Origin of the sequence: Arthrobacter sp. CJ23, assembly GCF_024741795.1 — a bacterium.
In the GTDB taxonomy this organism is placed as follows: domain Bacteria; phylum Actinomycetota; class Actinomycetes; order Actinomycetales; family Micrococcaceae; genus Arthrobacter.
Map to the genome: position 1 here is coordinate 776,247 of NZ_CP102950.1, position 22,742 is coordinate 798,988.

Genomic DNA, 22,742 nt, shown 5'->3' on the forward strand with positions numbered 1-22,742 from the left:
CACAGAACCAACAGTTAGGGACATCGATGGGCACGGAACCGCACGGCCGGGAAGATTCGGCGTGGCTGGACATCAGCACCGAGGCGCGCAACGACAGGACCATTGGCCTGGATCAGCGCAGCACCGTGGAAATCCTGGAAGCACTCAACGACGAAGACAGCCTGGCTCCGGCCGCAGTCCGCAGGATCCTTCCCCGCATGGCGGAGCTCGTTGACGCGGCGGCCGAATCCGTGCGGAACGGCGGCCGGGTCCACTACTTCGGTGCCGGGACCTCGGGACGGCTTGGGGTTCTTGATGCTGCCGAACTGATGCCCACCTTCAACCTTCCCGACGGCGTCGTCATTGCCCACCACGCAGGCGGAACCGACGCGCTGATCAGGGCAGTGGAAAACATCGAGGACTCCTGGGACGCAGGAACATCGGCAGCCGCCGACGTGCGCCCGGGAGACGTGGTCATCGGCATCGCAGCCTCGGGCCGCACGCCCTACGTCGGCGGAGCACTCACGGCGGGCCGCGAGCGCGGTGCCGTCACAGCGCTGATTGCCTGCGCATCAGCACCGAAGCTCGGCCCTCTTGCCGACTTCGTGCTGGCCGCGGACACGGGCCCCGAGGCGCTGGCCGGGTCAACCAGGCTCAAGGCCGGCACGGCGCAGAAGCTTATGCTCAACGGCTTTTCCACGGCCCTCATGATCAGGCTCGGCAAAACGTGGTCAAACCTCATGGTTTCCATGGTGGCCACCAACGAAAAGCTCCGGGCCCGCACCGTCAGGATCCTGATGGAGGCCACCGGCGACGCCGAGGAGCGCTGCCGGGAGACACTCGAATCCGCCGGCGGCGAACTGAAGGTTGCCCTCGCGGTCCTGCTCTCAGGCGCCACCCCGGCCCAGGCGCGCGACGCCGTCGAGGCAGCCGGCGGAAACGTCCGCAACGCAACAGACGCCCTCGCCCGATGACGCTGAAAACGATGGGCAGGACCCGCCGTCGGGACCGAGAAGCGGCGCACCGGCATCCGGAACTCAGCGGCTTTTCCGGGTACTCCATCCGGGACCTGGACCGCCTTGCGCTGGCGCACGACGCCTCCCACTACCTCCTGGCGCCGGAGGCCGTCGTCGCTCCGGTGGACCCTGCCGAGGTGGGGCGGATCATGGCACAGGCTGCCTCCGCCAAACTGCCCCTGGTCTTCCGGTCCGGCGGGACGTCACTGAGCGGGCAAGCCGTCACGGACGGCCTGCTGGTGGACGTGCGGAAGCACTTCCGTTCCGTCGAAGTGCTCGACGACGGCGCCCGGGTCCGGGTGGGTCCCGGCGCCACCGTGCGGAGCGTCAACGCGACGCTTGCCCAGCTCGGGCGCAAGCTTGGCCCCGATCCCGCCAGCGAGGGCGCGTGCACCATTGGCGGCGTGGTTGCCAACAACTCCTCGGGGATGTCCTGCGGCACCGAGTTCAACACGTACCGCACCCTTGACTCCCTGGTGTTCGTCCTGGCCTCGGGCACGGTGATCGACACCGCCGACCCCGCTGCGGACCGGCACCTGCGCGCCAAGGAACCTGCCCTGCACGAAGGGCTGCTCAGGTTGCGCCGCAGGGTGACATTCAACCCGGATTCCGTGCGGACACTCGAGCATCAGTTCTCCATGAAGAACACCATGGGCTACGGCCTCAACGCCTTCCTCGACTTCGAGTCCCCGGTCAAGATCCTGGAGCACCTCATGGTCGGCTCCGAGGGCACGCTCGGCTTCATTGCGCAGGCCACGTTCCGCACTGTCGCGTCGCTGCAGCATGCCGCCACCGGCCTGATGATGTTCCCTTCGCTGAATGCGGCCGCCTCCGCCCTGCCGGCGCTGGTCGCCTCGGGGCTGTCCACGGTGGAACTGATGGACGCCGCATCGCTCAAAGTGGCCCAGCGCCAGGCCGGCACGCCGGCTGCGCTGGCAGGGCTGCACGTCCAGCGCCATGCGGCCCTGCTGGTGGAGCACCAGGGCGCCACGGCGGAAGAACTGCAGCACAAGGCGGCGATGAGCCAGGAGCTGTTCGCCTCGCTGGACCTGGCCGCTCCGTTCGAACTGTCCAGCAACCCCGGCGAACGCGCCGCACTGTGGCACATCCGCAAAGGCCTGTACACCACCGTGGCCGGCAACCGCCCGCCCGGGACGAACGCGTTGCTGGAGGACATTGCGGTGCCGGTGCCTGCCTTGGCGGACACCTGCGAGGAACTGCTTGGCCTTTTTGACCGCCACGGCTACCAGGACAGCGTCATCTTCGGCCACGCCAAGGACGGCAACATCCACTTCATGCTGACCGAACGGTTCGACGACCCCGCCCAGCTGGACCGCTACGAGGCCTTCACCGAGGACATGGTGGACCTGGTCCTTGGCAGGCACGGCACGCTCAAGGCCGAGCACGGAACCGGCCGGATCATGGCGCCGTTCGTCGCACGGCAATACGGCCAGGAGCTCTACGAGGTCATGGCCGAACTCAAGCGGCTGGTGGACCCGGCAGGGCTGCTGAATCCCGGCGTCGTTCTCTCCGAGAACCCCCGGTCCTACCTGGACCACCTGAAGACCGCCCCGGAGGTCGAGGAAGAAGTGGACCGTTGCGTCGAGTGCGGCTACTGCGAGCCGGTGTGCCCCAGCAAGGACCTGACCATGACGCCCCGGCAGCGGATCGTTATCCGCCGGGAAATCGCCGTCGCCGAACAACGGGGCGACCACGCCCTTGCCGCACGCCTGCGCCAGGACTACGAGTACGACGGTCTCCAGAGCTGCGCCGCGGACGGTATGTGCCAGAGCGCCTGCCCGGTGCTGATCAACACCGGGGATCTGGTGCGCCGCCTCCGCGCGGAAAACCGCAACTCCCTAGCGGACAAGGGCTGGACTGCCGCCGCCAACCACTGGGGTGCCGTCACCGCCGTCGGCTCGCTGGGCCTCAGCGCCGCCAAAGCCGCGCCCGCGCCGGCAGTCAAGGCCATCACCGCCGTGGGACGGCTGCTGCTCGGTGCCGAGAACGTACCGCAGTACGGCGCGGTCCTGCCGAAGGGAGGGCGCAAGCGCACCGCCGCCGCAGACACCAAGGCCGAAGCCACCGCACCGGAAAGCCGCTCAGCCGAGGCTGTCTACTTCCCCGCGTGCATCGGTGCCATGTTCGGCCCCGCCGACGACGGCCGCGGCGGTCCCGGGGAAGGCGTCACCGCCGCGTTCCGGAACCTCGCCCGACGCGCCGGCGTCGAACTGCTTGTTCCCGAAGGCATCGGGGAGCTCTGCTGCGGGACGCCGTGGAAATCCAAGGGCTTTTCTGCAGGCTTCGACGTCATGAAGGCCAAGGTCCTCCCGGCGCTGTGGGAAGCGAGCGGGCACGGCAGGCTCCCGATCGTCTGCGACGCGTCCTCCTGCACGGAAGGGCTTGAGACCCTCCGGGACATGGCAGCGGCGCCGGACATGCCTTCGGAATATTCGCAGCTGAAGTTCACGGACGCAGTCCGGTTCACGCGGGAGCGGCTGCTGCCCGGCCTTGAGGTCACCCGCCACCTGGAATCCCTGGCTCTGCACCCCACTTGCTCGTCCACCCGGCTGGGCATCAACGGGGACCTCACGGCGATCGCGGACTCACTGGCGGACGACGTCATGGTGCCGCCCAGCTGGGGATGCTGCGCCTACGCCGGCGACCGGGGTCTCCTGCACCCCGAACTCACAGAAGCCGCCACAGCGGTCCAGGCAGCCGAAGTCAACCAGCGCAAGCACTCTGCCTACGCATCAACCAACCGGACCTGTGAACTGGGGATGACCCAGGCCACCGGCCATCAGTACCGACACATCCTGGAACTCCTGGACGAGGCGACGCAGCGTCGTGCAGGGTCCCCGACCATCCCCAACAACAACCCTGAGGACCAACAATGAGCACTCCCACCCTCGTCCAGCAACCACCCGCCAAGCAGGCCCGCCGCGCCCTTGTGGCGGGATCGGTGGGCAACTTCATCGAATGGTACGAATTCGGCATCTACGGTTCGTTCGCCACCATCATCTCCGCCAACTTCTTCACCACCGCCGGGGCCTCCGACTTCGAGGCGCTCATCAAGACCTACGCCTCGTTCGCGATTGCGTTCTTCTTCCGTCCGGTGGGAGCCTGGATCTTCGGCCGGATCGGTGACCGGATCGGCCGCCGCCCCACCTTGATCATCGTCCTGCTGCTGATGACAGGGGCCACCGCCCTCATCGGCGTGATCCCGAACTACGCAACCTTGGGCATCATGGCACCCATCCTGCTGACGCTCGTCCGGATCCTCCAAGGTCTGTCCGCCGGCGGTGAGTTCGGCGGAGCAGTCTCCCTCATGACCGAATTCGCACCCACCGGGAAGCGCGGCCTGTACGGTGCCTGGCAGTCCTTCACCGTGGCCCTGGGCCTCCTGGCCGGCGCCGGCGTGGCCGCACTCCTGTCCTCCTCGATGACCGCGAAGGACCTGGGCGACTGGGGCTGGCGTATCCCGTTCCTGCTGGCGCTGCCCCTCGGGCTCGTGGCCCTGTACCTGCGGCTGAAGCTCGAGGAGACGCCCAACTTCCAGCGCACCGTGGCGGCCGAGAAGGCCCACACCCCCGGCGTCGTGGTGGTGCACCCCAGCAAGGCCGAAACCGCCAAGGCGATCCTGCTGGGGATCGGCCGCCTCATGGGCTGGTCCGCAGCGGGCTACACGTTCCTCGTGGTGCTTCCCTCCTACCTGCAGACGAGCCTCCATGCGACCTTCCAGGCTGCCCTGATTGCCACGGTGCTCGCCAACGCCGGCTTTGCCGCGTCGATCATTCCCAGCGGCATCCTCAGCGACCGTTGGGGGCGCCGGCCCGTGATGCTGGCAGGCGCCATCCTCATCGCCGTCCTGGCTCTGCCGCTGCTGAAGATCCTGCAGGATCCGGCCAGTTCGCCATGGCTCATGGGAGCAGGCGTCTTCCTCGCCGGTGCCATCGTGGGCATGCTGGCCGGCCCCGGCCCCGCCATGCTGTCCGAGATGTTCCCCACCACGGTCCGCTACACCGGCCTCGGACTGGCGTACTCGCTGTCCAATGCCGTGTTCTCCGGATCCGCCGGGCTCATCATCACCGGGCTCATCGCCGCAACGGGCAACAAGGACATTCCGGCCTACTACGTGATGGCCACCTGCTTCGTCAGCGTCTTCGCGCTCGCCACGCTGCGCGGCGCTGCCCACAAGAACGCCCTCCGCGACTAACTGAACAGAAGAATAGGGAGTAGTGCCATGCGTATCATCGGCATGATGTCCGGAACGTCCTACGATGCGATCGACGCAGCCGCCGTCGACATCGCCAGGGACGGAGATGCCTTGGTGCTTACACCCTTGGGGATGGTGAGCGAGGCCTATCCGGGGGAGTTGCGGGCGGCATTGGCGGCGCAGATGCCGCCCGCAACAACGTCCATGGAGCAGGTCTGTCGCCTCGACACCGGCATCGGCCAGGCCTTCGCCCGGCTCGCGGTCCGGGCCAACAACGAGTTGTGCGACGGAACGGCCGAGCTGGTGGCCTCACACGGCCAGACCATGTTCCACTGGGTGGAATCAGGCAGGGTCCACGGAACCCTCCAGATCGGTGAGCCCGCCTGGATTGCCGAGGCAACCGGCTGTGCCGTTGTCTCCAACTTCCGCTCACGCGACGTTGCCGCCGGCGGACAGGGCGCACCCCTCGTAAGCCTGTTCGACGCGATGTGGCTGCGCGGCCTGCCCGGGACGCCGGTGGCCCTGAACCTGGGCGGGATCGCCAACATCACGGTGGCCTCCGACGAACCGACGGCCTTCGACACGGGGCCGGCCAACGCACTCATCGATGCCGCCGTGACATACATGACCTCAGGTGCCCAGCGCTATGACCACAATGGCGAACTCGGTGCCCGCGGCACGGTCAACCACAGGCTTTTGGGGCAGCTGCTCGCGGAGCCCTACTATTCCTTGCCTGCGCCGAAGAGCACAGGGAAGGAATTGTTCCACCTGCCCTATCTCACGGCTGCAATGACGGCCACCGGCACGCAGGGCCTGGCACTCGAGGACGTCGTAGCAACGCTCGTGAGGCTGACCACACGCACTGTTGCGGCAGCTGTCGCATCGGCGCAGGGCAGCTCGGTGATCGCCTCCGGCGGAGGCACGCAGAACCCCACGCTCATGCGGGCCCTCGACGAGGAACTGGGCGACGTGGAGCTGCTGACCTCGGATGCCCTGGGGCTGCCGTCCTCCAGCAAGGAGGCCTTGGCTTTCGCTGTGCTGGGATACCTCACCGCGAACGGATTCCCGGGCACCCTGCCCGGCTGCACCGGGGCACGGCACGCAAGCGTGCTCGGCTCCATCACCCCCGGACTGAACGGCCTGCCGTCCGCGGTCCCCGCGGCGACGCCGCCGAGGAGCCTGCGCTTCGCCTGAGGTGCAGCCGGCCGCTACCGGGTGGCCGGCCGCTGTTTGAGGCCCACCCCTATTTGAGGACGTAGCCGCGCATGATGGTCATGATCGCGGCGATGCTCTGCTCCCGCGTGCGCTCGGGGTTGTACGTCTGCCGGTCCAGGCCCACCACAAAGATGGCACCCAGGGTGGCCGCTTCCAGGCTGCCCCGGGCGATCGAGCGGTCCACGGGGTAGCGGTCCGCTACGGCGTCGATGGCCCCGCGGATCACGGCCAGCAGCTCCTCGCGGAGTTCGGCGAAGACCTTGCCCCATTCGCTCGGCGTGCGCCAGTTCTCGCTGACCCAGAGCCGGGCGAAGGAGGGGTAGTCGTCCATGAAGTCCATGGCCTGGCCCACCATGCCCTCCATGGCCCCAAGGGGATCGCTGGCCTGGCCCTCGATGGCCTGGAGCCTGCCCAGCATGATGTCCACGCCGTGGCGCAGGAGTTGGGCGATCAGATCGGACTTGCTGCCGAAGTTGTAGTACACCGTGCCCTTGGACACCCCGGCCGCGGCGGCGATTTCGTCCACCGTGACCCCGGCCGCCCCGCGCTCGCCGATCAGTTCCATGGACGCCTCGAAGAGCCGCTGCTTGGTGGCGTTGGTGCGGGACGGGCGGAGCTTCTTTTCGGCGGGCGCCTCAGGCGCCCCGGCAGCCCCGGCCGCCGCTCCGGAGTCCTGGGTGCTCATACTGCGATCTCCGGCTTCAGGGTCTTGAGGGTCCACGTCTTGTGCTTGCGGACCGCCAGGGTGGACAGTCCCATTCCCAGCACAGTGTAGCCAACAAGGCTCAGCACGGTGGGCCAGATCATGGACAGCTCCGCGCCGTAGATCAGGTGCCGCATGCCCGTCACCACGTAGCCCATCGGCAGCGCCTCGTGCACCACGTGCAGCGGCATCGGGGTGGTCTGCCAGGGGAAGGTGCCGCCGGAGGAGACCAGCTGCAGGACCATGAGGACCAGCACCACGAACTTTCCAGGAGTCCCCATCAGCGCCACGATGCCCTGGATGATCGCGGTGAACGCCATGACGGCCGCCAGCATGAACAGCCACATGAGGACCGGGTGGGCGGGGTTCAGGCCGAGCCCGAGGTTTACCACCAGGGTCAGGATGCTGGCCTGAAGCACCGAGACCACGAAGAACGGCAGCCAGCCGCCGACGGCGATTTTCCAGGCGGGGGCGTTTGAGGCCAGGGCCCGCTGGGTGATGGGCCGCATGGCCTGGACCAGCATGAACACGCCGATCCACAGGGACAGCGTCAGGAAGAACGGGGCCAGCCCGGCACCGTAGGAGCCGGCCTTGGCCTGCGAGACGTTGCTGACGGCCACGGGGTCGGCGATCACCTTGGAGACGTTGCTCTTCTGGGAATCGTCCGGGTTAGGGATCTGGCCGGCGCCCTTGGCCAGCTCGTCGGCCAGGGTGTGGGCGCCCTCGGAGGCGGTGACGGCGCCGCTGGCGAGCTGCCCGGCGCCGTCGTCGAGCGTGGCGGCGCCCTCCGCGAGCGCCACCGCGCCGTCGAGCGCCTTCTGCTGGCCGGCGGCAAGGGTGGAAGCGCCGGAGCTGAGCTGGTCCGCGCCGGCCGAGGCCTGCGCGATCGCGTCCGTCAGTGCGGGCGTGGCCCCGGCAAGCTTGGCGGCGCCGGCGCTGACGGCGGCCGAGCCGTCCGAGAGCTGCTGGATCTTGGCGGCGTCGCCGGCGATTTTGGCTTTGGCATCCGCGACGGGGCCGGACGCCGCGGCGGCGTCGAAGTCCGCCAGGACCTTGTCCGCCTGCTCCCGGCTCAGCACCCCGGCGGCGACGAGCCGGGCGTTGGAGGCCAGCACGCGGTCCCGGAGGCCGGCGTCGAGCGTGTCCAGCTGCCCGACGACGTCTTGGACTTTCGTGTTCAGTTCGGCGTTTCCGGCGGCCACCTGGGCGGCGCCGTCGGCGAGCTTCCGCGAATCGGCGGGCAGGGTGGCTGTCTTGTTCTTCAGTTCGCTGAGCCCGGCGCTGAGCTTCCCGGCGCCGTCGTTGAGCTGGTTCGCGCCGTCGCGCAGCTGGGTCTGGCCGGCCACGAGTTCGCCGGTCCCGGTGCGGAGCTGGGTGGTGCCGTCGTGCAGGGTGGCGGCGCCGTCGCTGAGCTTGCCGATGCCGTCGGCCAGCTGGGCGGCTCCGTCGGCGGCCTTCACGATGGAGGTGTGGATGGTGCCGAAGCCGGTGAGGAGCTGGTTGGCGGTTTCCTCGCCCACTTCCTTGGCCACGGTGGAGTGGACCGCGGTGGTGAGCTTGTCCACGATGGTGCTCAGGAGGTAATTGTTGGCGTCGTTGGTGGTGACGTTAAGCATGGCCTGGTTGGCGGCGTCGAAGCTGCCGGGCGAGACCAGGTTCGCGGAGAAGTCCTTGGGGATCTTCAGGGCGAACGCGTAGGTGCCGGACTCCACGCCGGCATCCGCTTCCTCCGCCGTGGACACGGTCTTCCAGTTGAAGACGTGGCCCTCCACCAGCGAGTCGGCCACCTTCCGGCCGGCCTGCAGTTCGGTTCCGTCCGAGGCCTGCGCCCCGGTGTCCTCGACCACCAGCGCTGCGTCGATCTGGTTCAGGTTCCCGTACGGGTCCCAGTTCGCGTAGAGGTACACGGCGCCGTAGATCAACGGCACCATGGTCAGGGCGAGGATGGTCAGCTTGGGCAGGAGCCCGCCGGTCATGCGCTTGAGCTCGGAGCGGGCCAGCCGCAGAACAGTCACTTTGCGGTCCTTTGCAGGGAAGGTGTTGCTTGGTGTGTGGCCGGTTTTGGCCGGTGGACGGACGGCGAAACGGAGTTGCCGATCACCGCGGCGGCGCCCGTCCAGGTGTCCGGGAGGGCGGAGACGACGGCGACGACGGCGAGCGGCCGCCCGGCGTCGGACGCCAACTGCTCGAGGCGGGGGAGCCACGCGCCGGGGTCCGCGCTGTGCCGGTCCGGGGAGTCGAGCACCAGGAGGTCCGTGGCGGGGTCGGCCAAGGCGAGCGCGGTGAGGAGTTCGATGCGGCGGCCTGCCGGAAGCTGTTCGATCCACAGCCCCGCGATGTCCTCGAAGCTGTTGACCTTGAGCCACGGCTTGCTGAGGAGGGCCCCGCGGTACCGGCGGGGGATGAGGGCGAGGTCCTCGGTGACGAGGTCGCGGACGCTGAGGTGCTGTTCGGGCTCGTTGACGCCGGGGGAGTCCACCAGGGCGCTGGCGCTCCGGACCTTCTTGGTTTTGGCGTTGTTGTCCCAGCTCAGGAGGCCGCTGCCGGGCTTCATGCGGCCGCTGAGGGCGAGCGCCAATGCGGTCCGCTGCTCCTGCCCGTCCCCGGCCACGAGGAGGAGCTCGCCGCGGCGTGCCTGCAGCGAGGTGGCCGGCAGGAGGTCATCCCGGCGGCCGTTGATCTGGAGTTGCTGTACGGACAGCACAATGGGACCTTTCGCAGAACTGAGTGTCTCCTATCAGTCTAACTAAACTGACCGGTCAGTTCAAATAGATCCGCGCGAACGGGCACGTGAGGCCCTGGAATTGCCGGAATTGGGGCCTCAAATGTCCGCTCGCGCCGTGCCCGCTCGCGCCCTGGTCGGCCCGAAGCCCCGGCGCAGGAGGACGAGTCCGAGGACGAGGCACCACAGGACCGTCCCGACGATGGATGCCATGCCCAGCACCCAGAGGATGTCGTCGCCGGGCAGGAGTCCCAGCGCCCCGAGGATGCTGCTCACGATGCGGAAGGCAGGCAGGACCCCGAGGATGCAGAGAGGCAGCGGGAGGGCCTTCGTCCGGAGGCCGATCAGGCTCAGCCCGACGGCCCACAGGCAGAGCGCCAGGATGCCGCCGATCAGGACCGCCTGGCTGACCACCTGCGCCGCAAGGTAGGCACCCTCGCCCCACTCCGGCCTGAGGCCGGCCATGTGGAGCAGCGGACCGGACGAGCCGATCCGGACCCCGCCGCCGAACAGGAAGAACGCTGCCGCGAAGAGGCCAAACGTCGATGTGGCCCGCAGCCCCACCGCACCCGATGATGGCGCCAGCAGTGATCCCACAAGCTGCGCCACCGCCAGCACGGCAACGGTCAGGCTGGCGGCCATCACGATCAACATGGTGCCCGCCTGGATGAAGACCTCGGGATGCTGCTGGATGAACGCGACCATCAGCGCAGGGTCATCCGTGTCCTCGAAACCCAGTCGCTGCGGCGTGCCTTCCAGGACGAACCAGACGATGCTGGCCAGGGCGAAGACGATGGTCGAAAATGCTGCTGCCCTGGTGGTGCTTCTCACGATGCCTCCCTGTCCGTCCGCGCCGGGGCCAGCCCCGCGATCAGAGCCCGTATTTTTCCAGCAGCCGCAGCCACACCTCGCTCAACGTGGGGAAGGATGGCACCGCGTGCCACAAGCGGTCCAGGGGTACCTCGCCCACGATCGCGATGGTGGCGGCGTGCAGCAGCTCGGCCACGCCGGGCCCGGCAAAGGTGGCGCCCAGGACCACCTTGCGGTCTTCATCGACCACCAGCTGCGCCCAGCCCTTGTAGCCGGAGGAATACAACTGGGAGCCGGACACATTGATGGGCAGTTCCACGGAGGTGGCGTTGATCCCGCGGAGCAGGGCCTGTTCCAGCGAGGGCCCCACAGAAGCCACCTCGGGATCGGTGAAGACCACGCTGGGGATGGCATGCTCGCTGGCGGTCTGCACCACGGGACTCCACGGCTGCGGGGCGCCATGCATCTTGCCGGCGGCGCGGGCAACGATCGCGTCCCCGGTGGCCCGGGCCTCGTACTTTCCCTGGTGCGTGAGCAGGGCCTTGCCTGCGGCGTCGCCGGCAGCGTACAGCCAGAGGCCGCTGGTTCCGTCGCTGGCGGCGCCCTCCACAAGCCCGGTCGAGTCCGTGGTCAGCCGCAGCGGCTTGTCATTGAGGGCCTCGACGCCCACGTTTTCGAGGCCGAGGTTGGCCAAGGCAGGGTGCCGTCCGGCCGCGACCAGGAGCTGCTCGGCGATCAGGGTCTTCCCGTCGCCCAGCGTCACGGTGAGGGTGCCGTCGTCGTTCTTTGCTACCCGCCGGGTGTCGGTATTCGGGTGGAGGTCCACGCCGTCTGCCCGCAGCCCCGCCGCCACCAGGTGCGCGGCTTCCTCCGGGTAGGTGCGCAGCAGGCGGCCGCGGGCCACCAGGGCCACATCCGCCCCAAGCCGCGCAAAGGCCTGTGCCAGCTCGACGCCGGCCACGCCGCCGCCCAGCACGATGAACCGGTCCGGGATGCTGCGCGCAGAGGTGGCCCCGCGCGTTGTCCAGTAGGGGACCTCGCCGAGGCCTTCGATGTCCGGGATGGTGGGCTTTGAGCCTGTTGCGAGCACGACGGCGTGGGTTGCCTTGAGCGCGTAGCTGTTGCCGTCCAGGCCGTCCACCTGGACCTCGCGGGGGCCGGTGATGCGCCCGCGCCCGCGGATGAGTGCGATGCCCGTGTCTTCAAGCCATTTCACCTGGCTGTGGTCCTGCCAGCGGGCGGTGAACCAGTCCCGGTGCTTCAGCGCGGCGTCGGCGTCCAGGGTTTCGGTGATGGCCTCGGCGGCGCCGGGCACCAGCTGGGCCGCGTGCAGCGCGGAACCGGGCCGGAGCAGTGCCTTGGAGGGGATGCAGGCCCAGTAGGAGCATTCGCCGCCGACGAGTTCGGCCTCGATCACCACCGCCGTCAGCCCGCCCCGGACCACACGGTCCGCGACGTTTTCGCCCACGGCGCCCGCGCCGATCACAATGACATCGAATTCCCGGGAACTCTCCGCAGCCATGGGGACAGCCTACGCCCGGATGCGGCGTTGTGAGGCCTGCTCTACGTGCTCCCAGCGTTGCCGGGCCCGTAGAGCGGACCCCGCAACGCGACGCGGGACATCAGCCGTGCATCGCACCCTTGAACCAGCCGGTGATGCTGGCCGGGTGGGTGATGGCGGTGCCGACGACGACGGCGAACGCGCCGGCGTCGAGTGCCTGGCGGGCGTGCAGTGGGGTGTGGATGCGGCCCTCGGCGATGAGCGGCTTGCCGAGCTCGGCGCCGGCGATCTCCGCCAGCAGTTCAAGGTCCGGGCCTTCGGTCTTGGGACGCTCGCCCGAATAGCCGGCAAGGGTGGTGCCGATCAGGTCCGCACCGGCCTCCACTGCGGCCACGGCGTCGTCGTAGGAGCCGCAGTCGGCCATGACCAGGGCGTGCGATCCGGCGTGGATGCCGTCAACTGTCTGCTTGAGGCTCAGCCCGTCCGGGCGGGCGCGGCGCGTGCCGTCCACCGCCACGATGTGCGCGCCGGCGTTGGCCACCGCGAGGGCATGGCGGAGCGTGGGGGTGATGAAGACGCCGTCGTGCCCGTCCTTCCAGAGCCCGATCACGGGGACCTCGACGGCGGTGCGGGTGAACTCCACATCGGCCAGCCCCTGCACGCGGATCGCCGCGGCGCCGCCGATGACTGCCGACGCCGCCACCTGCCCCGTGGTGCGGGGATCGCGCATGGGCTCGCCCGGGTAGGCCTGGCAGGAGACGATCAGCTGGGAACGGAGGGCCTCGAGGCCTTCGGGGGTCAGGATCATGGGGTCTCCTCAGGTATTCGTGTTTACTTCAGTACAAGTTTGGCCGCGCCCACAATGGCCGCGGTATTGCCCAGCGTGGCCCGCCGCACGGGGACGGCCGCGAGCGGGGCAAGCAGTTCTTCGCGCAGGGCGCGTTCCATGGGCGTCCACCACATGTCGCCGGCATCGGCCAGGCCGCCGGACACCACCACGGTCTCCGGGTCCAGGATGTTGATGAGCCCGCCCACGGCCTGCCCGGCTGCGGCGGCGCCCACGCCGATCGCGCGGACCGCGGCAGCGCTGTCCAGGGAGGTGCCGGCCGCATCGCCGTCGTGCGCCAGACCAAACACGGCACGCGTGTCCGGAACATCGGGGGAGCCGCCGAAGCGGAGGAAGGATTCGTAAATGGCGGGGCCGGAGGCAATTGCCTCGACGTGCCCCGCATGCCCGCACACGCACGGGAGGGCTGTGCCCTCGTGATGCGCGTACGGCGAGGCGAAGTGCCCCACATGCCCGCCCACAAAGCGGTGGCCCAGGACCGGCGCGCCGCCCAGCACAAAGCTGCCGCCCACGCCCGTTCCGAACGCCACCATGAGCGAACTCGAGGACCCCGCAGCCGCACCCAGCCACGCCTCGCCCAGGGCATGCGCGTGCACATCATTGACGGCCTTGACGTCCCCGCCGGCCAAGCCCAGCCGCTGCGCCAAGCCCGCGGTCAGCTTGGTCCCGGTCCAGCCCAGGATCGCGTCGGTCGCCGAAACAACGGTCCCCTCCGCAGCATCAATGACCCCGGCCGAGCCGATGCCAACGCCCCCGACGTCCATCCCTTCGCCCGCGGCCCGCTGCATGAGCCGGGAGACGAGTCCCGCCGTCGCATCCAGAATGGCCTCGCCGCCGTCCCGGTTCAGCGTGGGGATCTGCTCCGTGAACACCACGGCCCCGTCGGCAGCCACAACGCCGGCAGCAGTCTTGGTCCCCCCAAGATCAACACCGATCACGTACGTCATGCTTGTCCTCCGAAGTCGTTCTGTCTGCGGTTGCAGTTCTGGTTTTTGTTGCGGTGCTGTCGGGGTCACGTTAGTCCGGGTTGGGACAGCGCGTAAGGATCATTTCGCCGGCGCTTAGACACCTCCCGGCGCCGTTCTCCGGTCGCTGGGCGACCTACGAACGGCTCTGGTCGGCGATGCGCGCCTACACGAAACGATCCTTGCGCGCTTTGGCCGTTCGGCTCACCTGCGGCATCGCATCGCCGTCCGCCGAACCGAAGCGATGCCGACGAGTGATAGGGACAAGCCCGACTACGTGCTAACGGCGCCAGCGAGACGTTTTGCCTCCCGCAGGTGGGCTTGCCGCCTGTCCCGAAGGTGACATGCTCAGCTGAGTGTCGGAGGGGCTGTTTTGCGTAGTCCCGCATCGCCGACCAGCGCCGCGTGGACGTCGCCCAGCGACGGGAATGCGGCGGAGGAAGGTGTCTAAGGGACGGCAAAATGGCCCCTGCGACACGACCCGGCCACGGATACCCACTCAAGGCGACGGGCTGAGACGCGACCGGGCCTGCCGCATGGTCTCGGCAGGCCCGGTTGCGTCGGGGGACCTTAGATCAGGCCGTTGCGCTCCAGGATGACCTTGACCGCGGCGGTCTCGTCCTCATCCAGGGAGAGCATCGGTGCGCTCATGACATTCGTCTTGATGATGCCCATGAGCTGCAGGGCGGTCTTGAAGGCGCCCAGGCCCGCGGCGTTGCCGGACATGCGGCCGGCCTTGGGCGTGTAGACGATCTCGAAGACATCGGCCAGGCGGTCCTGCTCGGCGGCGGCCTGGGCCCAGTCGCCGGCAACAGCAGCGTCGTACAGGCGGCGGTAACCGGCCGGGTCAACGTTGCCGAGGCCCGGAACAACGCCCTGGGCGCCGCCAAGGAGGGCGCCGTCCACAACCACTTCGTGGCCGGTGAAGATGTCGAAGTTGGGGATGTCCTTGGCGGCCAGCAGCAGCTGGCGGAAGGAGACGTCGTCGCCGGAGGAGTCCTTCACACCGGCAATGACACCCTCGCGGCCCAGCTCCACCAGCAGCTCGGTGGGCAGCTTGAAGTGGGTGCGCACCGGCACGTCGTAGGCGAAGACCGGGACGTCCACGGCGGCGGCGATGGAGCGGAAGTGCGTGCCGTTCTCCTGGGCGTTGGAGATGGCGTAGTACAGGCTGGTGGCGACGATGGAGTCGGCACCGAGGGCGATGACGCGCTGGGCTTCTTCGATGACGCGGTTGGTGGTCTGCTCAACGGCGCCCACGATCACCGGCACCTGGCCTGCGTTCACGCCGGCCACGGTCTGCACCACAAGGTCGCGCTCGGCGTTGGTCATGTGGGTGACCTCGCCGGAGGAACCCAGCACGAAGAGGCCGCTGACGCCGCCGTCGAGCAGGTGCTTGGTGACATTTTCCAGCGACGGCACGTCGATGGCGCCTTCGGCGGTGCGGGGGGTCACGACGGGCGGGATGACGCCCTGGAAACGGGTAGCGACGGTGGTCACGTGTACTCCAAATATTGATGGTTGGACGAAAACTTCTTGAGGGGGAGGCTAGATGTGGAGCAGGCTCGGCGCGGCGCCCAGCAGCTTCTTGGTGTAGTCGTTGCTGGGGTTGTCGAAGACCTGGCTGGCTGTGCCCTGCTCGACGATCTTGCCGAAGTACATGACGCAGATGCGGTCCGAGACGTAGCGGACGGTCTGGATGTCGTGTGAGATGAACACCATGCCCAGGTTCAGCTGGGTCTTCAGGTCGGACAGCAGGTTCAGGACCTGGGCGCGGACGGAGACGTCCAGGGCCGACGTCGGTTCGTCCGCCACGATGATGTCCGGGTCCAGTGCCAAGGCTCGGGCGATTGCCACGCGCTGGCGCTGGCCGCCGGAAACCTGCGACGGCGTTACCTCGGACGCGGACTGCGGCAGGCCCACCAGGGCCAGCAGCTCCTTGACCTTGGCCGTACGGGAGGCCGCGTTGCCGATGCCGTGGATCTGCAGCGGGTCCGTGAGGATGTCCTGGATGGTCATGCGCGGGTTCAGCGCCGTGGCCGGGTCCTGGAACACCACGGACACGGAGCGGCCGAACGCCTTGCGCATGCGGGCGTTCCGCTTGATGGCGGGCTTTCCGTGGAAGAGGACCTCGCCCGACGTCGGGGTCTGCAGTCCCACCAGCACGGAAGCAAGTGTGGACTTGCCGCAGCCGGACTCACCCACGATGCCGACAGTTTCGCCGCGGCTGATGGTGAAGTCGACGCCGTCGACGGCCTTGACGATGTTCGGCCGGAACAGGCTGCCCGTGCGGGCGTGGTGGTAGACCCTGACATCCTTGAGCTCGATGACCGGCTTTGAGTCTTGCTGCATGGACTGACTCACTTTGCGTCCTCCTTCAGGTGGCTCGCCCAGTAGTGGTCGGCATCCCCGCCTCCGGCGGATGAAACGGAGGTGAGGACCAGCTTCTGGCTGGGGTCGGCGTCGGACCGCAGCGAACGTGCGGCGAAGCGGTCGCCCGCGGCGAAGTCGCGCGGGGACGGGACGGTGCCGGGGATCTGGTGCAGGCGGACGGCGTCGGCCTCGATGGAGAGGACAGCGCCGAGCAGGCCGCGGGTGTACTCGTGCTGGGGGTTCTGCAGGAGTTCGGAAGCCTGTGCGGATTCCACCACCTGGCCGGCGTACATGACCGTGATGCGGTGGGCCAGGGAGGCCACCAGGGCAAGGTCGTGGCTGACGAAGACCATGGCGAAGCCGAGCTGCTCGCGCAGTCCATTGAGGAGGTCCACAACCTGCTTCTGGACGGTAACGTCCAGGGCGGTGGTGGGCTCATCGGCCACCACGATCTTCGGCGAGCGGGACAGGGCCATGGCGATCAGCACGCGCTGGCGCTGGCCGCCGGAGAGTTCGTGCGGGTAGCTGGCGAGCGTCCGGACGGGATCCAGCTTGACCAGTTCCAGCAGCTCCGTGGGGGTCTTGCGGCCGCCGCGCTTGGTCAGCTGCTCCATCTGGTCCTTGATCTTCATGGACGGGTTCAGGGAGCTCAGGGCGTCCTGGTAGACCATGGCGATCTGCTCGCCGCGCAGGCCCTGGTAGGCCTTGACGTCGCTGTGATGGATGGACGGGTCCAGGAGTTCTTTGCCGTCGAACTTGATGGAACCGCTGATCTGCGCGGTCTTGGGCAGCAGGCCCATGACGGCGAGGGAGGTGATGGACTTGCCGCAGCCGGATTCGCCCACCAGGCCCATGGTCTCGCCTTCGCGGACCGTGAAGGAAACGTTGTCCACGATCGCGGTGTCGCCGAAGCGGCCCGGGAAGCGGATGGACAGGTTCGTGACCTCGAGGACGTTGCGGGCGCCGGCCGGGACCTGGGAGAGGCGGTCGGTGCGCTTGGCCTCGATGGCGGCCAGCAGCTCCAGTTCCTTGTCCAGGAGCAGGTGCGGGTTGGCCGCGGCCAGCTTCGGGTCGGCGAGAACGCCGGCGTCGTTGTAGTCCTCGTCGGAGAGGGCATCCCCGGCGGCCGTGCGGACGGCGTCGAGCTCGTGCTCTTCCACCACGGAGGGCTGGGCCACGGACGTGGCGATCTCGGTGTCGATGGCGGCACCGGCAACGGCGGCGGCGGAACCGTCGTCGTCCTTCACCACGGGCGCCTTGCGCAGCTTCGGGTTCACCATGGCGTCGGTAAGGCCCTCGGCCAGGATGTTCAGGGACAGCACGGTCAGCAGGATGGTCACACCGGCGAACGTGGTGGCCCACCAGCCGCCGGACAGGACCAGGTTGCGCCCGTAGGAGATCACGTTGCCCCAGGACGGTGCAGGATCCTGCACGCCTGCGCCCAGGAAGGACAGCGAGGCTTCCAGGATGATGGCATCGGCCACCATGACCGTTGCGAACACCAGAACCGGAGCGGCTGTGTTGCGGACAATGTGCTTGAGCAGGATGTAGAAGCGGCCGGCACCGATCACGCGCTCGGCACGGACGTAGTCTTCGCCGTACTGGGAGAGCACGTTGGCGCGGACCACGCGGGCAAGCTGCGGGGTGTAGATGATGGCGATCGCAATGATGATGGTCGGAACCGAGTTGCCGAAGGCGGCCAGCAGCACGGCGGCCAGGGCGATGCCCGGGAACGCCATCAGGATGTCCATGAGACGCATGATGATCTCGTTGACGGACTTGCTGGACGTGGCGGCGAAGGAGCCGAGGAGGGCACCGACGAGGATGGCCAAGGCCACGGCGCCGAGGCCGATCATGAGCGAGGACTGGGCGCCGAAGAGCAGGCGCGAGAAGATGTCGCGGCCCAGGCGGTCGGTGCCGAAGAAGTGCTCGGCCCCCGGTGCGGTTGCCGGGATGAACGTCTCCAGCGGGTCGTGCGGGGCGATGACCGGGGCGAAGACGGCCGCGAGGACGATCATGATGAGGAAGAGGAGGGCGATGCGGGAGCCCCAGGGCAGGGCCTTGAAACGGATGCCCGGGGCACTCAGCCGTTCAGCAAGCTTGCTACGCATGAGCTATACCGTCCTGATTCGGGGGTTGATGAGCAGGTAGAGGAGGTCCACCACGATGTTCACCAGAACGAAGGTGACGGAGATGGTGAGCACCACGCCCTGGACCAGGTTGACGTCCAGGTTGGTGATGCCGTTGAGGATCAGCTGGCCCATGCCGGGAAGAGCGAAGATCATTTCGATCACGACGGCGCCGCCGAGCAGGTAGCCCACGCGCAGGCCCAGCACGGTGACCGGAGTGACGAGCGCATTGCGGAGGACGTTCTTTGAGACGACCTCGCGGTAGGGGACGCCGTTGCCGATGGCGGTGCGGACATAGTCGCGGTCCAGTTCTTCCACCATCGAGGTGCGGACCACGCGGATCAGGGAGGCCGAGACGGGGATGCCGAGCGCGAGGGCCGGGAGGGCCATCGAGTTGAGCCAGCCGCCGAAGCCGGATTCCGGCGTCGCGATGCCGCCCGAGGGGAAAAGCGGGTTGGTGCCGAGCGCGAACCACTGGATCAGCAGGATGCCCAGCCAGAACGACGGCGTGGCGATCGCGGCGATCGAGAAGACGCGGACCAGCTGGTCCTGCCACTTGTCGCGGTAGAGGGCGCCCATGATGCCGAAGGTCAGGGACAGGACGATGGCGATGAGGACGCCCAGGAAGGTCAGCTGCAGCGTCAGGGGGAACGCCGAGCCGATCATGGAGGCGACCGACTTCGCCGGCGGGGTGGTGACGCCGAGGTCGAACTGCAGCAGCCTGCCGAGGAAGCGGAAGTACTGGATGACCAGCGGATCGTTCAGGCCGTTTTCCTGGCGGTACTGCTGCTTAGCTTCTTCGCTGGCACCTTCGCCGAGGGCCGAGCTGGCCTGGTCGCCGGGGGCCGCTTGCAGGACGAGGAAGACGAGCAGGGTGATGCCCAGGATCATCAATGGCAGTGCTGCGAGTCTGCGGCCAAGCAGACGCAATATCGTGACCAATTTGTTCTCCGGTTTGTCTGGTGTGCTGCAGGGTTGGCCTGCGTCACTGTGTAGTGCTACTCAGCCCCAGAGGGGCCATGGCCAGCTGGCCACAGCCCCCTGCTGCGTCGAGTTGGTGGTGCCTGTCCCGGGAGGGCCCGGGAGGTGCGCTCCTTAGGAGGTGCGCCCAACGTCGATGAACGACATGCCCGTGGTGGGCAGCGGCTTGAAGCCGTTGAGCTTCTTCTCGTCCCAGGCGCTGGGCAGCTGGCGGTGGAAGATCGGGTAGAGCGGGAGTTCCTCGGAAACGAGGTCCACGATCTGGCCGGTGATCTTCTTGGCATCTGCCGCGGCGGCCTGCGAACCCTTGTTCATGAGGTCCTGCAGGGCGGCGCGCTCCGGAGCGGTCCAGTAGGCGCGCTTTTCCATCCAGGTGGCGCCGGAGTAGAACCAGCTCAGGAGCAGGTCCGCGTCGTTGCCGAAGACGGAGGGGTCGCCCGGGGCCGCGACGACGGAGTAGTCGCCCTTGCCGACGCGGTCGGTGTACAGGGCGCCGGACTGGATGCTCTTGACGGTGACCTTGACGCCCGGGATCTTGTTCCAGGATTCGAGGATCAGCGGGGCGACGTCCTTGACCCAGGCGGTGTCGGTGGTGAGGAGCTCGAATTCGAGGCTCGTGACGCCGGCCTGCTTGAGAAGGTCGGCTGCCTTCGTGGCATCGTAGCCGTAGACGTTCTTGGCCTTGACGTAGTCCGGGTGGCCTTCCTGGAAGTAGGAGCTGGCGGCCTTTGCGTTGCCGAACAGCGCCTTCTTGATGATGGCTTCCTTGTCCAGGCCGTAGTGCAGGGCCTGGCGGACGAGCTTGTTGTTGAACGGGGCCTTGGCGCAGTTGAACATGAGGAACATCAGGCCGAAGGACTGGACGGATTCGACCCTGACCTTGGACTTGAGGCCGTCGATGTCCAGGTAGGGGACGTCTTCGATGGCCTGGACACGGCCGGACTGCACGGCGGTGACGCGTGCTGCGGCATCCGAGAGCAGGAGCCAGTTCATGCCCTTGGCCAGTGCCGGCTTGGGGCCGTTGTAGTCGGCGAACGCTTCGAAGACGATCTTGTCGTCCTTGACGGCGGAGATGAGCTTATAGGGGCCCGAGCCGACCGGGGCGGCGTCGAAGGCCTTCAGCTCGGTGGCGAGGGCCTTGGGGACAATCTTCACCACGGAGATGCGCGGTCCGAAGCCCGGGAAGGCGTACTTGAGCGTGAACTCGACCGTCTTGGCATCAACAGGCTTGACGTCCTGGATGAACGGGATGAACTGCGAGAACAGGGACTTGTTCGCCGGGTCCATCACGCGGGTGAAGGAGAAGGCAACGTCTTCGGTAGTGACCGGGGCGCCGTTGTGGAACTTGGCGCCTTCGCGGATGGTCACCTGGTAGGTGGTGTCGTTGACCTTCTTGGGGTCGGCTGCGGCCAGGGCGTTGTACGGCTGGCGGGTGGCCGGGTGCAGTTCGATGAGGCCTTCGAAGATGTGCAGGTTCGCTGCCATGGGCGTGGCGCCTGAGGAACTCAGCGGGTCGAAGCCTGTGGACAGGGCGTAGGAGATGCCGGCCTCGATGATGAGGTCCTTGTTCACCGCTGCCGTGTTGGCTGCCGTGCCTGCTGTGGTTGTGGCTGCGCCGCCACAAGCGGAGAGGCTTGCCGTGAATGCTGCCGCCGCACCAACTGCGCCGGTCAGCTTCAGGAAGTTCCGGCGGCTGGCGTCGTTGACCAGCGGCAGGTTATTGATCGTGTTGCTCATAAGATGCCTCACCATTCAAGAATAGTTATCGGATGTAGGACGTCCGATGCTCGTATTGAAACTGTAAGGGTGGTCACATGGGAACGTCAAGTGAGATTCGCGCCACGAAGCAGTCACGCAGGGCCGGCTCGGGGAGCGGCGGCGGGGGAGTGGCCAGCGGGGCCGGGGGCCAAGGGGGCGGGCCGCGAAACTTTTTTCGGATACTTAGCGAGACATACTTATCAAGGAGGTGGGACATCCGATATTCTATGTCGAGAGTCACTTGTTCTCGGCCAGCCGATAGGCTCGCCTCAATATTAACACCGTGCTGATTCCACGTCCTAGGCCCCACATGGCTCCATGGACAGATCCACACATTTTCGCAAGGAGAGCCAATGACGACTTCAGGAGTCGTTCCGCAGGCGCGGTTCAGCGCACAGGCCCGGCTCAGGGCGCTGCAGGCGGACATCATGGAACTGATCCTTGAGCGTGAACTCGAGGCCGGGGACCCCTTGCCCACCGAAAACGAGCTGTCCGTGGCCCTTGGCGTGGGCCGCAACACCCTGCGGGAATCCCTCAAGGTGCTCCAGGCCCTTGGCGTGATCGAGATCCGCCACGGCTTCGGCATGTTCGTGGCCCCCAGCAACTTCGATGCCCTCGCGGACGGCCTGTCCTTCCGCGGCCGGCTGTCGCTGCGCCACCAGGGTGTGGAGGCCCTTCAGCTGGTGGATGTCCGGCAGGCCCTGGAATCGGGACTCATCGGCTCGTCCATGGACGTCATGACCACCGAGCAGCTGGCCCTGATCGAGGAATCTGTAAGGAAGATGGAGGAGCAGGCAGCGGCCGGCGAGCATTTCGTGGCCGCCGACGCCGAGTTCCACCGCCGCCTGTTCGAACCGCTGAGCAACGATCTTCTGATCAACCTCATGGGTGTCTTCTGGAAGGTCTACCGGAAGATCCATGTGGAGATCGGCATGGGCAACGAGGACCTCATCGCCACCGCGGCCATGCACCGCAGCATCTACGCTGCCGTGGCCGCGGGCGACAAGATCGCCGCCTCCGAGCGGCTCAACCGCCACTTCGACGGCATCCGCAGCCGCATCGGCGAGGCCGTCGCCGAGTAGCATCCGCAGCAAACGCAAGGGCCGCCGTCGTACTTTTCCTTGAAGTACGACGGCGGCCCTTGGCGTTGCGTCGTCGGCTCACCGATCCACTTGGGTGAGCCGGGCAAAGCAAAAGACCCGCACCGCCGAAGCGGTGCGGGTCTTTCATTTGTGCGCCCAAAGGGATTCGAACCCCTGACCTTCTGTTCCGTAGACAGACGCTCTATCCAGCTGAGCTATGGGCGCATTTCGTGTGATTCTCGGCGGTCTGTTTCTCTGACCCCCTCGAACCTCAATAAACTTTACTGGAGTTCCTGCGAAGTGCCAAATCGAAACGGTGTAATCTAGCTAACTAGACCGGTCTATGTGACCTTGGTCACGAAAATGGCGCATTTTGGACGCCTCTTCCTTGATTTTCCGCGGTTTTGCCCCAAAACCCCCTGGTTATCCCATGTCTGACCTCGAA

Annotated in this window: 17 protein-coding genes and 1 tRNA gene; 5 read left to right on the forward strand and 13 right to left on the reverse strand. The window is 67.4% G+C overall.

All coding sequences use genetic code 11. From position 1 onward, the window contains the following. Positions 1–26 precede the first annotated feature (26 nt). The 4 genes from NVV90_RS03570 to NVV90_RS03585 are packed head-to-tail and all read left to right on the forward strand — an operon-like array spanning position 27 to position 6,405. Positions 27–953 (forward strand): N-acetylmuramic acid 6-phosphate etherase, encoded by a 927-nt coding sequence (locus NVV90_RS03570; protein ID WP_258439826.1) that lies wholly within the window; start codon positions 27–29, stop codon positions 951–953. Then, positions 950–3,892 (forward strand): FAD-binding and (Fe-S)-binding domain-containing protein, encoded by a 2,943-nt coding sequence (locus NVV90_RS03575; RefSeq protein WP_258439827.1) that lies wholly within the window; start codon positions 950–952, stop codon positions 3,890–3,892. The genes NVV90_RS03570 and NVV90_RS03575 overlap by 4 nt, the downstream gene beginning before the upstream one ends. Then, positions 3,889–5,211 carry an MFS transporter gene (locus NVV90_RS03580; RefSeq protein ID WP_258439828.1) on the forward strand — a complete coding sequence of 441 codons (1,323 nt, stop codon included), beginning with the start codon at positions 3,889–3,891 and terminating at the stop codon, positions 5,209–5,211. The genes NVV90_RS03575 and NVV90_RS03580 overlap by 4 nt, the downstream gene beginning before the upstream one ends. A 27-nt stretch (positions 5,212–5,238) precedes the next feature. Continuing rightward, positions 5,239–6,405, forward strand: a complete 1,167-nt coding sequence (locus tag NVV90_RS03585; RefSeq protein WP_258439829.1) for an anhydro-N-acetylmuramic acid kinase — start codon at positions 5,239–5,241, stop codon at positions 6,403–6,405. 49 nt (positions 6,406–6,454) lie between these two features. Here the strand turns inward: NVV90_RS03585 and NVV90_RS03590 are convergent, their stop codons facing one another. The 12 genes from NVV90_RS03590 to NVV90_RS03645 all read right to left on the reverse strand — a co-directional run bounded on the left by NVV90_RS03590 (position 6,455) and on the right by NVV90_RS03645 (position 21,209). Continuing rightward, positions 6,455–7,111, reverse strand: a complete 657-nt coding sequence (locus tag NVV90_RS03590) for a TetR/AcrR family transcriptional regulator (protein WP_258439830.1) — start codon at positions 7,109–7,111, stop codon at positions 6,455–6,457. Then, positions 7,108–9,144, reverse strand: a complete 2,037-nt coding sequence (locus NVV90_RS03595; RefSeq protein ID WP_258439831.1) for a YhgE/Pip domain-containing protein — start codon at positions 9,142–9,144, stop codon at positions 7,108–7,110. Before NVV90_RS03595 ends, NVV90_RS03590 begins: the two co-directional genes overlap by 4 nt. After that, positions 9,141–9,833 carry an ABC transporter ATP-binding protein gene (locus NVV90_RS03600; RefSeq protein WP_258439832.1) on the reverse strand — a complete coding sequence of 231 codons (693 nt, stop codon included), beginning with the start codon at positions 9,831–9,833 and terminating at the stop codon, positions 9,141–9,143. The genes NVV90_RS03595 and NVV90_RS03600 overlap by 4 nt, the downstream gene beginning before the upstream one ends. Before the next feature lie 117 nt (positions 9,834–9,950). After that, the gene (locus tag NVV90_RS03605; protein ID WP_258439834.1) at positions 9,951–10,682 is read right to left on the reverse strand and encodes a hypothetical protein; all 732 of its coding nucleotides are present in this window, start codon (positions 10,680–10,682) and stop codon (positions 9,951–9,953) included. A gap of 40 nt (positions 10,683–10,722) precedes the next feature. Further along, positions 10,723–12,183, reverse strand: a complete 1,461-nt coding sequence (locus NVV90_RS03610) for an NAD(P)/FAD-dependent oxidoreductase (protein WP_258439835.1) — start codon at positions 12,181–12,183, stop codon at positions 10,723–10,725. Positions 12,184–12,283: 100 nt separating this feature from the next. Continuing rightward, positions 12,284–12,970, reverse strand: coding sequence for an N-acetylmannosamine-6-phosphate 2-epimerase (locus tag NVV90_RS03615; RefSeq protein WP_258439836.1), 687 nt, complete (start codon positions 12,968–12,970; stop codon positions 12,284–12,286). A 23-nt stretch (positions 12,971–12,993) separates the two neighbouring features. Continuing rightward, on the reverse strand, positions 12,994–13,956 hold the full coding sequence (locus NVV90_RS03620) for an ROK family protein (protein ID WP_258439837.1): 963 nt from the start codon (positions 13,954–13,956) through the stop codon (positions 12,994–12,996). Positions 13,957–14,544: 588 nt separating this feature from the next. After that, positions 14,545–15,474 carry a dihydrodipicolinate synthase family protein gene (locus tag NVV90_RS03625; RefSeq protein ID WP_258439838.1) on the reverse strand — a complete coding sequence of 310 codons (930 nt, stop codon included), beginning with the start codon at positions 15,472–15,474 and terminating at the stop codon, positions 14,545–14,547. Between the two features lie 48 nt (positions 15,475–15,522). Beyond that, positions 15,523–16,326, reverse strand: a complete 804-nt coding sequence (locus NVV90_RS03630) for an ATP-binding cassette domain-containing protein (RefSeq protein ID WP_258439839.1) — start codon at positions 16,324–16,326, stop codon at positions 15,523–15,525. An 8-nt stretch (positions 16,327–16,334) separates the two neighbouring features. Further along, complete coding sequence (locus tag NVV90_RS03635; protein ID WP_258439840.1) at positions 16,335–18,458, reverse strand: dipeptide/oligopeptide/nickel ABC transporter permease/ATP-binding protein; 2,124 nt, start codon at positions 18,456–18,458, stop codon at positions 16,335–16,337. 3 nt (positions 18,459–18,461) lie between these two features. Further along, positions 18,462–19,367, reverse strand: coding sequence for an ABC transporter permease (locus NVV90_RS03640; protein ID WP_258441059.1), 906 nt, complete (start codon positions 19,365–19,367; stop codon positions 18,462–18,464). 204 nt (positions 19,368–19,571) lie between these two features. Beyond that, positions 19,572–21,209 carry an ABC transporter substrate-binding protein gene (locus tag NVV90_RS03645; RefSeq protein ID WP_258439841.1) on the reverse strand — a complete coding sequence of 546 codons (1,638 nt, stop codon included), beginning with the start codon at positions 21,207–21,209 and terminating at the stop codon, positions 19,572–19,574. 359 nt (positions 21,210–21,568) lie between these two features. Between NVV90_RS03645 and NVV90_RS03650 the strand changes: the two genes are divergently transcribed. Then, complete coding sequence (locus tag NVV90_RS03650) at positions 21,569–22,297, forward strand: FadR/GntR family transcriptional regulator (protein ID WP_258439842.1); 729 nt, start codon at positions 21,569–21,571, stop codon at positions 22,295–22,297. A 151-nt stretch (positions 22,298–22,448) separates the two neighbouring features. Here NVV90_RS03650 and NVV90_RS03655 read toward each other — a convergent pair. After that, positions 22,449–22,522 (reverse strand) — tRNA-Arg (locus tag NVV90_RS03655). Positions 22,523–22,742: the final 220 nt, after the last annotated feature.

Coding starts and splice junctions, on each gene's coding strand:
- NVV90_RS03645 (WP_258439841.1), bottom strand. CDS start 21,209: ATGGTGAGGCATCTTATGAGCAACACGATCAATAACCTGCCGCTGGTC.
- NVV90_RS03585 (WP_258439829.1), top strand. CDS start 5,239: ATGCGTATCATCGGCATGATGTCCGGAACGTCCTACGATGCGATCGAC.
- NVV90_RS03575 (WP_258439827.1), top strand. CDS start 950: ATGACGCTGAAAACGATGGGCAGGACCCGCCGTCGGGACCGAGAAGCG.
- NVV90_RS03580 (WP_258439828.1), top strand. CDS start 3,889: ATGAGCACTCCCACCCTCGTCCAGCAACCACCCGCCAAGCAGGCCCGC.
- NVV90_RS03570 (WP_258439826.1), top strand. CDS start 27: ATGGGCACGGAACCGCACGGCCGGGAAGATTCGGCGTGGCTGGACATC.
- NVV90_RS03615 (WP_258439836.1), bottom strand. CDS start 12,970: ATGATCCTGACCCCCGAAGGCCTCGAGGCCCTCCGTTCCCAGCTGATC.
- NVV90_RS03590 (WP_258439830.1), bottom strand. CDS start 7,111: ATGAGCACCCAGGACTCCGGAGCGGCGGCCGGGGCTGCCGGGGCGCCT.
- NVV90_RS03635 (WP_258439840.1), bottom strand. CDS start 18,458: ATGCGTAGCAAGCTTGCTGAACGGCTGAGTGCCCCGGGCATCCGTTTC.
- NVV90_RS03640 (WP_258441059.1), bottom strand. CDS start 19,367: ATGATCCTGGGCATCACCCTGCTCGTCTTCCTCGTCCTGCAAGCGGCC.
- NVV90_RS03650 (WP_258439842.1), top strand. CDS start 21,569: ATGACGACTTCAGGAGTCGTTCCGCAGGCGCGGTTCAGCGCACAGGCC.
- NVV90_RS03610 (WP_258439835.1), bottom strand. CDS start 12,183: ATGGCTGCGGAGAGTTCCCGGGAATTCGATGTCATTGTGATCGGCGCG.
- NVV90_RS03620 (WP_258439837.1), bottom strand. CDS start 13,956: ATGACGTACGTGATCGGTGTTGATCTTGGGGGGACCAAGACTGCTGCC.
- NVV90_RS03630 (WP_258439839.1), bottom strand. CDS start 16,326: ATGCAGCAAGACTCAAAGCCGGTCATCGAGCTCAAGGATGTCAGGGTC.